Origin of the sequence: Proteus sp. ZN5, from assembly GCF_011046025.1 — a bacterium.
In the GTDB taxonomy this organism is placed as follows: Bacteria; Pseudomonadota; Gammaproteobacteria; order Enterobacterales; family Enterobacteriaceae; genus Proteus.
Window position 1 is genome coordinate 780,057 of sequence record NZ_CP047639.1, and the last position, 13,556, is coordinate 793,612.

12 protein-coding genes are annotated in these 13,556 nt (G+C 37.4%); 6 read left to right on the plus strand and 6 right to left on the minus strand.

What is annotated here, in order from left to right; translation table 11 throughout:
• The first annotated feature begins 25 nt into the window (after positions 1 to 25).
• Positions 26 to 1,546, plus strand: coding sequence for an insulinase family protein (locus GTK47_RS03590; protein ID WP_241256063.1), 1,521 nt, complete (start codon positions 26 to 28; stop codon positions 1,544 to 1,546).
• A gap of 117 nt (positions 1,547 to 1,663) precedes the next feature.
• Here GTK47_RS03590 and GTK47_RS03595 read toward each other — a convergent pair whose 3' ends face one another.
• The 4 genes from GTK47_RS03595 to GTK47_RS03610 all read right to left on the minus strand — a co-directional run bounded on the left by GTK47_RS03595 (position 1,664) and on the right by GTK47_RS03610 (position 4,785).
• The gene (locus GTK47_RS03595) at positions 1,664 to 2,674 is read right to left on the minus strand and encodes a serine hydrolase domain-containing protein (protein WP_165122173.1); all 1,011 of its coding nucleotides are present in this window, start codon (positions 2,672 to 2,674) and stop codon (positions 1,664 to 1,666) included.
• Between the two features lie 92 nt (positions 2,675 to 2,766).
• Positions 2,767 to 2,976, minus strand: coding sequence for a 4-oxalocrotonate tautomerase family protein (locus tag GTK47_RS03600; RefSeq protein WP_006534633.1), 210 nt, complete (start codon positions 2,974 to 2,976; stop codon positions 2,767 to 2,769).
• Positions 2,977 to 3,045: 69 nt separating this feature from the next.
• Positions 3,046 to 4,065 (minus strand): inner membrane protein YhjD, encoded by a 1,020-nt coding sequence (gene yhjD / locus GTK47_RS03605; protein WP_165122174.1) that lies wholly within the window; start codon positions 4,063 to 4,065, stop codon positions 3,046 to 3,048.
• A 330-nt stretch (positions 4,066 to 4,395) separates the two neighbouring features.
• Complete coding sequence (locus GTK47_RS03610; RefSeq protein WP_165122175.1) at positions 4,396 to 4,785, minus strand: DUF1090 domain-containing protein; 390 nt, start codon at positions 4,783 to 4,785, stop codon at positions 4,396 to 4,398.
• Between the two features lie 180 nt (positions 4,786 to 4,965).
• Here GTK47_RS03610 and GTK47_RS03615 point away from each other — a divergent pair, with 180 nt between their 5' ends.
• The 4 genes from GTK47_RS03615 to GTK47_RS03630 all read left to right on the plus strand — a co-directional run bounded on the left by GTK47_RS03615 (position 4,966) and on the right by GTK47_RS03630 (position 9,891).
• Positions 4,966 to 5,808: a 23S rRNA (adenine(2030)-N(6))-methyltransferase RlmJ gene (locus GTK47_RS03615; RefSeq protein WP_165122176.1), complete on the plus strand. Its 843-nt coding sequence runs from the start codon at positions 4,966 to 4,968 to the stop codon at positions 5,806 to 5,808.
• A gap of 144 nt (positions 5,809 to 5,952) precedes the next feature.
• Positions 5,953 to 7,308 carry a glutathione-disulfide reductase gene (gene gorA / locus GTK47_RS03620; protein ID WP_165122177.1) on the plus strand — a complete coding sequence of 452 codons (1,356 nt, stop codon included), beginning with the start codon at positions 5,953 to 5,955 and terminating at the stop codon, positions 7,306 to 7,308.
• Between the two features lie 621 nt (positions 7,309 to 7,929).
• Positions 7,930 to 9,351 carry an FAD-dependent oxidoreductase gene (locus GTK47_RS03625; protein ID WP_165122178.1) on the plus strand — a complete coding sequence of 474 codons (1,422 nt, stop codon included), beginning with the start codon at positions 7,930 to 7,932 and terminating at the stop codon, positions 9,349 to 9,351.
• Between the two features lie 45 nt (positions 9,352 to 9,396).
• Complete coding sequence (locus GTK47_RS03630) at positions 9,397 to 9,891, plus strand: RidA family protein (protein ID WP_069369589.1); 495 nt, start codon at positions 9,397 to 9,399, stop codon at positions 9,889 to 9,891.
• Between the two features lie 231 nt (positions 9,892 to 10,122).
• Here GTK47_RS03630 and GTK47_RS03635 read toward each other — a convergent pair whose 3' ends face one another.
• Positions 10,123 to 11,127 (minus strand): LacI family DNA-binding transcriptional regulator, encoded by a 1,005-nt coding sequence (locus GTK47_RS03635; RefSeq protein WP_206535878.1) that lies wholly within the window; start codon positions 11,125 to 11,127, stop codon positions 10,123 to 10,125.
• 192 nt (positions 11,128 to 11,319) lie between these two features.
• Between GTK47_RS03635 and GTK47_RS03640 the strand changes: the two genes are divergently transcribed.
• Complete coding sequence (locus tag GTK47_RS03640; protein ID WP_165122180.1) at positions 11,320 to 12,978, plus strand: alpha-glucosidase; 1,659 nt, start codon at positions 11,320 to 11,322, stop codon at positions 12,976 to 12,978.
• A 59-nt stretch (positions 12,979 to 13,037) separates the two neighbouring features.
• On the opposite strand, the gene mobB is transcribed toward GTK47_RS03640, so the two are convergent.
• Positions 13,038 to 13,556 carry a molybdopterin-guanine dinucleotide biosynthesis protein MobB gene (mobB, locus tag GTK47_RS03645; protein WP_165122181.1) on the minus strand — a complete coding sequence of 173 codons (519 nt, stop codon included), beginning with the start codon at positions 13,554 to 13,556 and terminating at the stop codon, positions 13,038 to 13,040.

Consider the following 13,556-nt stretch of genomic DNA (forward strand, 5'->3'; position numbering starts at 1 on the left):
AAGGATTAATACAACAGAGGTTCACATGCAGGGTGTAATGACACGAATTTTATTGGGAAGCGTTATGTTCGGCGCTGTTGTTTGCCAAGTTCAAGCAGAGGCTTTACAGCCTGATCCGGCTTGGCAAGAAGGGCGACTAGCAAATGGCTTTCAGTGGCAAATATTACAAACACCGCAACGCCCAAATGATAGAATACAGATCCGTTTATTAGTCAATACGGGATCTTTATCAGAAAAAAGCAGTGAAACGGGTTTTTCATCCTTGGTGTCCAAACTCAACATTTTGGAAAATACAGGTTTAACGCCAGAGAAACGCGATAATCTATGGAAAAATGCACTAGATCCTGACTATCCGTTGCCTCCAATGATCGTTTCATACGATTTTACTGTTTATAATCTAAGTTTACCGAACAACCAGCCTGAGTTGTTAAAGGATGCTTTTGCATTATTAGCAGGTATTGCTAAACCTGCACAATACACAGAAAATGCGGTTCGTAACGCAGTTCAATCACCACTTCCTATTGCAACATTTCCTCTTAATATTGAAGATCCTATCTGGCGCTCACGTCTTGAAGGCTCTAATTTAAAAGGCCACAATCCGGGCAAACCCGTTAATCAATCTGTAAATACCAAAGAGTTGTCGGATTACCAACAGCGTTGGTATACCCCTGATATGATGACGCTTTATGTTGCAGGTAATGTTGATAATCGTGCATTGACTGAAAGTATTAATCAGGCTTTTTCATCTCTATCAGGAAAGAGAGTAACACCCGTTCCAGTCCCTGTTCTTGCTGATATGAAACCTGAAACGTTATATGTGCAAGAGCCTATGCGTGCAAAAGACCAAATTGCTTTAATTTGGGATTTAGATTGGTCACCAGTAAAAGACTCTGACACATTAAATAAATATTGGTTAAGTGATTTAGCTCGTGAAGTGATTTTTGTACATTTAGGTCGTAGCCTTGAACAACGCAAAGAAAATGACAGCACACAAATTAACATTGATTGTCGAGTACAATATCAGCGCGCAAGTTGTTCTTTAAATATTGATACTGCGACAGCGAATATCCCAGCATTAGCATCATGGGTGGGGGAAGAACTTGGCCGTTTGCGTAATCAAGGGATTAGTGATGAGTTGTATCAAGAACTTCAACAAGAGAAGCAACTTCAACTAACACAGCTGTTTGCTCGTTATGCAAAAACCAGTACTGCTCTTTTAATTAATCAGCGTTTGTTATCACAACAAAGTAATATTATTGATATTCCTCCAGAACAATATCAACGTTTACGCCAAGCGTTTTTAGCAGGTTTAACCAAAGAAACATTAAATCAGGAGCTGTCCAGAGTATTATCTGAAGATATTACTTTTGTATTAACACAAAGTGGTGAAACACCTACTGTAAATTTAGGTGAATTGCGTATTCAATTTGAAAAGCAAGTTCATCCAGAAACGGCAAATACACCTGCTCCTGTTGCAACTAATGCTACACCAAATAAAGCAGTTGAAACTCCAGCGGTGGAAACAACACCGACGAAGAAATCGTAATAGAACAGAGATAGGCTGATATTGAAAATATATCAGCCATAAAGCAAACAAAAAGCCAAAAGTGTTATTTCTATATTTGAAGTGCCCCCCAATTTTTGGCTTTTTGTTTGTTTGACCTTAAAGGCGTTTAAAGGCTTCTTTAATAATAGCGATCAAATCCTCACGGCTATTTCGTTGGGTTGTAAAACCTGCAATAGCAATCTGTTTTTCAGGTAAATAATAAGCTACCGAGCCCCAGTAACCAAGGTGATAGTAAAGTGTGCCTAGGCTAGTTTCTTCAGCCATTAAACCTAAACGATAATTTGCGGCACCAGTGTGTGAGCCTTGCCATTTCATCTCTTTTAAGGTTGATGGATGCAAGTAAACTCTATCTTCGAAGAGATCAGCTGTAAATTTAGCTAACTCAAGGGTTGTCATCACAAGTCCGCCGCCGCCAAAAGCATCCATTGAAGCATCAATATGGGTTCCTTCATGTTCGCCTATAAATTGTCTGGCACGCGCTTTAGGATGCTTAGGTTGTAGTTCTAAACCTTCCCACCATGTTTGTGGTAAATCTAAGTCTTGAAAATGTAATAATTCACGAACGGCGATGGCCATATTTTTTCTCATAAACTGAGAAAGAATATCACCTAACAAAATGTAGCCTGTATCTGAATAAATAAAGCGTTTTCCTGCGGGGATAATGGGAAAGCCTTGTTGAGCATAGCGTGCAATTTGTTCTTCTCGTGTCCATTTATGAGAAGGATCTTTAATTACATCTTCAAGGTAAGCTTCATTTGCATGATCGAATAAACCACTGCTGTGGCTTAATAAATGGCGTAGTGTAATGGTCTTAAGATCATAGCCTAGCTCTAATAATGTCTGTTGATAATTAGCACTTAAATACTTAGTTATGTCATCATCAAGAGATAGAGCACCTTGTTCCCATAAACGTAAAAAAGCGGCGGCGAGAAAGGTTTTTGTATTACTCGCAATTCGAAAAGGTGTATCTACAGTTAATTTTTTCTGGGTACTTTCGTCGGAAAATCCGTGCGCCATACCAAATGGGTATTGGATACCTGCACCTGTAATATAGATAGCACTTGCTGAAGGTAAGGCATGAAAAGCATCAGTCATTGATTGAACCATAGTTACTTCCTTATCTGTCAGGAAAATAAATCAGCAAATAAATCAGCAAAAAGGGTGTACTTGGCACCCTTTATTTATATTGCAGAAATTCATTATTTACTTTTTGTTGCTGCTCGTAATTCTGTTACTGTTTTACCGCCTATTCCCCAGTTGTCTGTTTCAACTTCATCAATCACCACAACGGTAGTTGCTGGGTTTTTGCCTAATACATCAACCAAAAGTTGTGTCGCTCCCGCAATAAGTTGCTCTTTTTGCTCTGCGGTTGCACCTTCACGTGTAATTTTAATATTAACGTATGGCATTGTTTTTCCTTATTACGTTATTTACAGGCGGTTAATTCAGGGAATTAACCATATAGTTTTATCATAAAGTTAAGATGTTGATTGCGTTTCAGACAACTGTTCTTTACGCATATTTGGGCCATCAGTAGCGATCCACGCGGCACAAAAGAGTGTTAATCGGGCAAAAAAGTAGAAGAAAGCCATTAAACCTATCACTGAACCAAATGCGGCACCTGATGGTGAACTTGCTATTCTAGGTAGCATCCACGTCATTACCGATTTCAAAATTTCAAAACCAATGGCAGCGATAAGAGTACCTTTAATAAGTGAAATACGTTTTGGTTGATGGCGAGGTAGGATCCACAATATCCATAAAAAGAGTAAATAGTTTGCAGTAATGGAAATAGTTAAGCCGATTGTTGTCCATACTGGCGTGAGCCATTCAATACCATCTAATCCCAGTGTATGAACAATCATTCGTTGGGCTGAACCAGCCACAGAAGTTAGCGTAATAGTAACAATTAACGCAAAAAGTAAGCCAATTAGCGCTAAAAAATCACGAAAATAGCGGAAGTAGATTTTTTCTTGTTCTTCTTTATTTCTTTCCCAAACGGGGCGTGATTGCGCCAAAATGGCTTGGCGTAAATTACCCACCCAATTGACACCAGAATAAAGTGCAATCGCTAAACCGGTTAAACCAACAGTTGTACGCTGGCGAACAGCGGTATCAATACTCTGTTGAACAGTGGATGCAAGCGTTGGATCATCAATGCTATTTGCAACACCTGTAATTAATTTAGCGAGTAAATCTGGGTTTGAGGCTAAAACGAAACCCGCACAAGCAAAGGAAAGCATTAATACAGGGATTAATGATAAAAATGAAAAATAGGTAATAGCAGCACCAAACTGATTTCCCATTCTGTCGGTAAAACGTTCGGCAGTACGAATTAGATGTGCAATAAAAGGAATGTTAGTAATAAAGTTACTGATTTTTATCCCAACACCAATGGCTTTTTTTCCACCATGGATCCCTTTTTCCAGCCCTTTTTTGAGCGGCTGAGTCAGTTGAGTTTTTTCATTTTCTGTTTTGGGTTGCTGCTCTTCTGACATATATCCTCTTTAAATTAGATCTGTCCATTTTTAATAACTGAGTGTCACTACTATAGTTTTCACTCAAAAATATCATAGCTTAATTTCTATTACACACCTTATGCTTATTGTAATTAGCCACTGATTTAGGAGATGTATTTGTTTGTTCTGGCTTAAGTGTAGATGATGCACTATCAAAAGGCGTAGATAATCTGTACTTAATAAAGGATAAAAAACCAATACAGCAATTCTGAAATTAAGTTTAGTTTAATAAGAGAATGGCTACTCACTTATTGTTTTATTCTGTATTTCACAGTCAAATAAGGAGTAGGCATTAATTACTGATGACAACTACTTTGTTAGTAGATTTAATTCTTCTTCAATTGCTTTTAAATCAGCTTTTTCTTCAGCTAATTTTCTTTCTTGTTTAGCAATTTTATCTGCATCACCTTTAAGTTGCGCTTCTTTTAATTCGAGCTCGCGCTCTTTAACATCAAGTTGTTTTTCACGTAATTCAAGGCGTGTGTTTTCAACCACTTTTTCAGGTGTGCAATAACGTTCAATATTTTGCAATGCTCGCTCTAAACCTTGGATACGATATTGATTACCATGTGCTTTTGCATATTCCATCTGTTTTTGGATATTCTGTTTTTTTATCTCACAGCCATTGGCTGGTCTATCTGCATAAGCATTACTTGCGAGTAAACTTAAAGCGATAGTTGTAAAAAGTAATTTTTTCATCTTTCTATCCTATTTAAACTTAAGTGAAATATGGGGTTATCATAACGGCTGAATGCTAAGACACAACGTTTCTTTCGCTTTCAATGAAGAAGTTCGGCTTTTTCTGATACACTGAGTTTAATCACGATTTCAGAGTAAATTAATTACTAAGCTATACTTATTTCTAACGGAAGATAAAGAATGCTGAGCTATCGCCATAGTTTCCATGCTGGCAACCACGCCGATGTTTTAAAACATATTGTTCAAACACTCATCATTGAGTCTTTAAAAGAGAAAGAGAAACCTTTTCTTTATCTTGATACTCATGCTGGCGCTGGACGTTATCAATTAACCAATGCTCATGCGACTCGCACTGGCGAATATTTAGAAGGGATCGCTCGCTTATGGCAACAAGAAGAGGTGCCTGAGCTTATTTTGCCTTACCTCGAAGCTGTTGGAGAATTAAACGCTAGTGGAGAACTGCGTTATTATCCTGGCTCTCCTCTATTAGCGGGCAAATTACTAAGAGAACAAGATTCTTTAGTACTAACAGAATTACATCCAACGGATTTTCCTTTATTACGTACCGAATTCTCTCGTGATGAGAGAGTTAGAGTTTCTCGTGAAGATGGTTTTGGGCAATTAAAATCTAAGTTACCTCCTCCAAGTCGTCGTGGATTCGCATTAATTGATCCACCTTATGAACTAAAACAAGACTATTCTGCCGTTGTTAAAGGTGTTGTTGAAGGCCATAAGCGCTTCGCGACGGGAACTTATGCGATTTGGTATCCTGTTGTTCATCGTCAGCAAATCAAACGCATGTTAAAAGAGCTTGAAGCAACAGGGATCCGTAAGATTTTACAAATCGAATTAGCAGTAAAACCTGATAGTGATCAACTGGGAATGACGGCATCAGGTATGATTGTGATTAATCCACCTTGGAAATTAGAATCACAAATGAAATCAATACTTCCTTGGTTACATAAAACCTTAGTTCCTGAGGGTATTGGACATACATTAGTTGAGTGGGTTGTACCAGAATAAGCATCTTTATTATTGTTTTTGCCTATTACTGTAAAAGCTAAAATCTGACGTGCTATGTTTTAAATTTTGTCATAATAGACATCATGATATGAAAGACTTAGCCTGTGAGTTACCTATTTTTCTACAGATAAATGGATCAGAGAAATGACGAGCAAACATTACGATTATATCGCCATCGGTGGCGGTAGTGGCGGTATCGCATCAATTAATAGAGCGGCAATGTATGGCCAAAAATGTGCATTAATTGAAGCGAAAGCATTAGGTGGCACTTGTGTAAACGTGGGTTGTGTACCTAAAAAAGTGATGTGGCATGCAGCACAAATTGCCGAAGCTATTCATCAATACGGTCCTGATTATGGTTTTGATACCACAGTGAACCGTTTTGACTGGGATACACTCATCAGTAGTCGTTCTGCTTATATTGACCGTATTCATCAATCTTATGACCGTGTCTTAGGCAATAACAAAGTTGATGTTATCCAAGGGTTTGCTCGTTTTGTTGATGCCAATACTATTGAAGTCAATGGTGAAAAAATCACCGCTGATAATATTCTGATTGCAACAGGGGGTCGTCCTGTTCAACCTAACATTCCGGGCGCTGAGTATGGTATTAATTCTGATGGTTTCTTTGAACTAAAAGCCTTACCAAAACGCGTTGCAGTTGTTGGTGCGGGTTATATCGCTGTTGAACTTGCGGGTGTGTTAAATGCTTTAGGTAGCGAAACACATCTATTTGTACGTAAACATGCACCACTGCGTAATTTCGACCCATTAATCGTTGAAACACTGTTAGAAGTGATGGAAACCGAAGGGCCTAAATTACATACACATGCTATTCCTAAAGCTGTGATTAAAAATGCAGATGGAAGTTTAACGCTACAACTAGAAAATGGTACAGAGCAGACAGTTGATACCTTAATCTGGGCGATTGGTCGTGAGCCTGCAACAGATAACTTAAATCTAGCCGTAACGGGTGTTGAGTTAAATGAAAAAGGCTATATCAAAGTCGATAAATTCCAAAATACCAATGTAAAAGGGATTTATGCGGTTGGTGATAATACAGGGGCGGTTGAATTAACACCTGTCGCTGTTGCTGCTGGGCGTCGTTTGTCAGAGCGTTTATTTAACAACAAGCCTAACGAACACTTAGACTATTCAAATATCCCAACCGTTGTATTTAGCCATCCTGCTATTGGTACAGTTGGTTTAACAGAGCCCCAAGCGATTGAGCAATATGGTGCTGATAAAGTCAAAGTATACAAATCGTCTTTCACGGCAATGTATAGTGCTGTGACTCGTCATCGTCAACCATGTCGTATGAAGTTGGTTTGTATTGGTGCAGACGAAAAAATTGTTGGTATTCATGGTATTGGTTTTGGTATGGATGAAATGCTACAAGGTTTTGCGGTTGCACTGAAAATGGGGGCAACGAAAAAAGACTTTGATGATACTGTGGCAATTCACCCAACTGCGGCAGAAGAATTTGTTACGATGAGATAAGCTGTTTCTATTTATATAGCTTAAGCTTATTTTCATTATTACGTGAAAAGCTAGAGTTAACTCTCTAGCTTTTTTATTGAAAATTTATACTGTTCTCCGTTTTATTTCGAACTCAAACATCCTCTTTTCTACGTATTTTCCAAAAAGCATATTCGTCTGCTTACTGACCAATAAGTCAGTTATTAAGTAAAATCACTTATTTTGTAAAAATTAGGTTATTACATAACCAAGTTCATCTTTTTATTTTGTGTAATTGTGCGATGAGTTTTGCTTGTTTTGTAAACAAATATTGACAGATTTACAGACTAATTTGTATCTAAATGTTAATTAAGTAAACATTTATATTTTTTATTAACAATTTAAAGGTTTGTTATTATATCCTTATTTATCATAATGTAATGAGTTTCCACTCAGGAATTGGATATCTTTAAATGATGGTTTTTTATGAGAAAAAGCGATTAAAGTAACCATATTATATCTATGGATATTGTTGTTGAGGTAAATGGTTAACAAATAATTATAAATATTAACAATGTAATGAACTATGATAATATCCACTTTTAAAGATACAAATTAATAACATTATAAATATAAATGGTAAATCCATTACTGAGGTAGAAGATGAAAATTTCAAGGAGAAAGCTGCTTTTAGGTGTTGGTGCTGCGGGCGTTTTAGCTGGTGGTGCTGCGTTAGTTCCAATGGTTCGCCGTGATGGCAAATTCGTTGAAACTAAATCTAGAGTATCATTTGTCGAAGGTACAGAGGGTGCTCTGCCTAAAGAGTCTGATGCAGTGATTATCGGTGCTGGTATCCAAGGTATCATGACCGCAATCAACCTTGCAGAACGTGGCATGAGTGTCACTATTTTAGAAAAAGGCGAGATTGGTGGTGAGCAATCAGGCCGTGCATACAGCCAAATTATTAGTTATCAAACATCACCAGAAATTTTCCCATTACACCATTACGGGAAAATCTTATGGCGTGGAATGAACGAGAAAATTGGTGCCGATACCAGTTATCGCACACAAGGTCGTGTAGAAGCGCTTGCTGATGAAAAAGCATTTGATAAAGCTCAAGTGTGGATCAAAACCGCAAAAGAAACGGCTGGATTTGATACACCACTAAATACTCGCATTATTAAAGGTGAAGAGTTATCAAATCGCCTTGTTGGTGCCCAAACACCGTGGACGGTTGCCGCTTTTGAAGAAGACTCAGGTTCTGTTGATCCAGAAACAGGTACACCTGCATTAGCTCGTTACGCTAAACAAATTGGCGTAAAAATCTACACCAACTGCGCGGTAAGAGGCATCGAAACTGCAGGTGGTAAAATTTCTGATGTTGTCACAGAAAAAGGCGCAATTAGAACATCTCACGTTGTTCTAGCGGGTGGTATTTGGTCTCGTTTATTTATGGGTAACATGGGCATTGATATTCCAACGCTGAATGTTTACTTATCACAACAACGTGTATCTGGCGTTCCGGGCGCACCTCGTGGCAACGTGCATTTACCAAATGGTATTCACTTCCGTGAACAAGCCGATGGTACTTATGCTGTCGCACCACGTATTTTCACAAGTTCTATCGTGAAAGATAGCTTCTTGTTAGGGCCTAAGTTCATGCACCTATTAGGTGGTGGTGAGCTGCCATTAGAATTCTCTATCGGTGAAGACTTATTTAATTCATTCAAGATGGCAACATCTTGGAAATTAGATGAAAAAACACCGTTTGAACAATATCGCACTGCAACAGCAACACAAAATACTGAGCACTTAGATGCGGTATTCCAAAGAATGAAAGCGGAATTCCCAGTATTTGAAAAATCTCAAGTTGTTGAACGTTGGGGTGCTGTTGTTAGCCCAACATTTGATGAATTACCAATTATTTCTGAGGTCAAAGAATACCCAGGTCTGGTTATCAATACCGCGACAGTATGGGGTATGACCGAAGGCCCAGCAGCAGGTGAAGTGACTGCTGATATCGTAACGGGTAAAAAACCAGTTATTGATCCAACGCCATTTAGTATGGATCGTTTTAAGAAATAAGTAACCCCTTGTTTTACTGTAAATTAAACATGTTAAGGAGTTTTCATGCGCTATAAAAGTTTACTTGTTGCCCTACCTTTTATTTTTGGTGTAGCAAGTGCGAATGCGGAGGGTGTTGTGCACCATAAATTAAACGGTATGCCTATTTCGGAATCTGTTGAAGTTAGTGCAGGTAACAACCTTGTTTTCTTAAGTGGCAAAGTACCTGCTAAAAAATCAGCAGATGCGCCAGAAGGTGTATTAGCTTCTTATGGTAACACTGAAGAACAAACTATCAGTGTATTAGAGCAAATCAAAACTCACCTGAATGAACTTGGCTTAGACATGAAAGACGTTGTTAAAATGCAAGTCTTCTTAGTCGGTGGTGAAGAAACTAAAGGTGAAATGGACTTTAAAGGCTTTATGGACGGTTATTCTAAGTACTTTGATGCTTCGAAAACTGAACAACTGCCAGCTCGTTCAACGTTCCAAATCGCTAAACTGGCAAATCCAGCATGGCGTGTAGAAATTGAAGTTATTGCTGTTCGTCCTGCAAAATAAGAACGATAGCTTTTACTCAATTTCGAAGTAAAATATAATCAAATAAAACGCCAAAGAGGGGCAACTTTCTTTGGCGTTTTTTTATGGTATCGATATGTTATGGCGATATGTCGATAAAATGTGTTTTTATAAACATATGAGTTGGTCTTCTAGAATACCTTATAACAATCTACCTTTATTACCACCTGATCTATAATTCATTGAAATACGTAAATATTTATAAATTATGTTTTAACTACTCTCACCTTGAATAAACTTCACTGGAATAACAGAGACGCTATCGGTTATTTCTTTATTCTCAATTAATGCACTAATCACTTCTACGCTTTTTTCAGCCAGTTGTTCAAAAGGCTGTTCAATACAAGTTAATTGGCGCAGTGTCTGATTTAGCCAAGGGCTTCCATCGTAAGCAACGATTTTTAATTGTTCTGGAATGGCAATATTTCGTCTTGTTGCTTCATTAAATAATGCCATTGCTGGAATATCAGCGGCAAAAATGGCATCAATATCTGAATGCACAGAAAGTATTTTTGTGGCAAAAGAGTGAAAATAATCTTTCTCTTCTTCTTTCCAATTTACTTTGCATGGAATAGGTTTAATACCTGCCTGAATAAGCGTTTCTTTAAAAGCTAAACAGCTTTGATATGAAGGTGTTGATGATAAATAACTTGAGTTATCTTCAATATAGAGGATTTTTTGGCAGCCTTTTTGAATAAGGTGTTCCGCTGCTAATCGACCGCCAGTATGGTGATCAGAGCAAACTAATGGAATATCACGAAGATGACGATCTAATGTTACCACAGGCCTTTGAATATGCTGATATTCACTATCATCCAATAACAGATATTCTGCAATAATACCGTCGATCTGACCGCGTTTAAGCATATCAAAAAATATACGTTCGCGTACTTTGCTATTTTGTGTTGCACATAACATCATGCTATAGCCATTTTCAGCGAGCTTATTCTCAATAAAACGTGTCACTGTCGCAAAATAAGGGTATTCAAGGCTATTAATAATAACACCAACAACGGCACTTTTTTGTTGATATAAATTTCTTAGCCAAGTATCAGGAATATAATCTAATTCCTCTACCGCTTTCTTTATTTTTTCTCGCGCAGCTTGAGATACATAACCACTGTTATTTAATGCTCTAGAAACAGTACTTGCTGCAACATTGGCTTTTTTTGCGACATCACGGATCCCGGCCATTGAATATGCTGTTGCTCCTTTCAATTAGTTAATGACCTAATATATCTTAATATGATTATGACAAACCCATCTTTATTGAGGTAATTGTGTTTTTTTAATATGAGCCATTTCACATTTTAGTATGTTAATTACCTTACCCTCTCTTTTAGTGCTTATAGTATCTTATATTAATTATGGAACAGTTCCATATATACTAATTACCTTTGTGAGGTGGATATGTCTAATACTTGGTGGAAAGAAGCGGTGGTCTATCAAATTTATCCCAAGAGTTATTATGATAGTAACGGGGATGGTGTTGGCGATTTAGCTGGGATCACAGAGAAATTAGATTATATTCAGTCACTCGGTACAAACATTATTTGGCTATGTCCCATTTTTAAATCACCAATGAAAGACAATGGTTATGATATTGCTGATTATTCTGTTGTCGATCCTATCTTTGGCGATAATAACGCGTTAGATAAACTGATTAGCGAAGCTAAAAAACGAGATATTAAAATACTATTAGATTTAGTATTAAATCACTCTTCTGATGAGCATCCTTGGTTTAAAGCGGCAATTGAAGATCCTAATAGCCCATATGCCGATTATTATATTTTTAAACAATGGGATAAGTCGACTCCTCCTAATAATTTGCGAACTTATTTTGACTGCTCTGTTTGGAGTCGAGTTGGAAAAACTAATCGTTGGTACTTCAATTCATTTGGTCCTGAACAGCCGGACTTAAATTGGGAAAATCCACAATTACGTAAAGATATTATCAATATGATTAATGTCTGGATCAAAAAAGGAGTTGCTGGATTTCGTATTGATGCGATTGGTAATTTAAAAAAATCCCCTGAAGCCTTATCTGAATATCAATTTGAACCTGATAAAGATGATGGTTCTGCATCTTTAGTACCTTGGGTTTTAAATCAACCCGGTATTGATAAGTTTTTAACTGAATTAGTTGAGAATACTTTTAAGCCTGCAAATAGTATGACAGTTGCAGAAATTGATGTGCCTGAAAAAGATTTACGTGCTTATGTTGGCGAGAATGGTTATTTCTCTATGGTATTCGATTTCAGTATTGCTGACCTAGATATTCGCAATGAAAAGCCATTTACCATTAACCCTATCACAGGTGAAAGATTAAAACCGGTATTTATTAAAAGCCAATTAGATACTCAACGAGTAGGTTGGGGAGCGCCTTATTTAGAAAATCACGATCAACCTCGTTCATTAAATAAATTTCTCCCTAAAGGAGGCATTAATCCGATTAGTGCCAAAATGCTAGCGACATTTTTATTAACTCAACGAGGAACGCCTTTTATTTATCAAGGGCAAGAAATCGGCATGACAAATTGTCCGATGACATTAGAGGAACATGATGATTTACATGTTTTTAAATTACATGAATGGGGCAATAAATTAGGTTATAGCGACAAGCAAATTATTGAGTACTTTAATGGTCGTAGTCGTGATAATTCAAGGACACCTTTCCAATGGAATAGTGAAATAAATGGGGGCTTTAGTACAGGTAAACCTTGGTTAAAAGTTAACCCTAATTATGTCGATATTAATGCACAGCAAGAAACGCAAGATAAGCACTCTCTTTTCACTTATTACCAGCAACTAATTACATTAAGACGACATTCAGAGATCAGTGATATTCTGATCTACGGTGAATTTTTGCCATTAGATTCACCAGAAAATGTGATTGCTTTTAAGCGCACTCATAAAGGCAACTCAGTCAATATTTACTGTAATTTTAGTGGTGAAGAAAAAGCACTAACTATTAACGCTAAAGATATTTATTTGCATAACAGTCCAATAGTGGAAGATGGACAAGGCAACCTTATTCTTCAGCCTTATCAAGCAATTATTTTTGCTTAATTCCCTCTATTTAATTGAAGATAAAGCGCCTTTATAGGGCGCTTTATTATTTGAGATTTTTATTTCGTTTGTTTTAGCCAATCTGCAATAAATTCTGCAATAGCCTCAGGTTCGTTGATATCGAGTAATGGAAAATCGACGTTTAAATCACAATCACTGGCGACGGCAATAACATGCTCATCAAGTAAATCATTAAAATCACGTTCGTTGATATGGCGATAAAGGGCTATTTTAGGAATAGTTTCGCCTTTAAATCCTTCCACTAAGATTAAATCTAGCTTACTCGCATCAAAGCGAGAAGCGAGGTAATACAAATTTAATTCTGGGAGTTCTGGCGTTTCTGTCATTAATGCCCAACGTTGTTGGCTTGCGACTAATGTCTGGTCTGCTCCTGCTTTTCTAAGTTCGTAGCTATCTTTTCCGGGTTTATCTACATCCATATCATGATGAGTGTGTTTGATCATGCCTACACGAATTTCTCTTTTGCGTAATTGTGGAATAAGCTGTTTTAGGAGTGTTGTTTTACCTGTTCCACTCCATGCAGTGATCCCTAAAAGGGGTAAATCTACTTGTGCCAT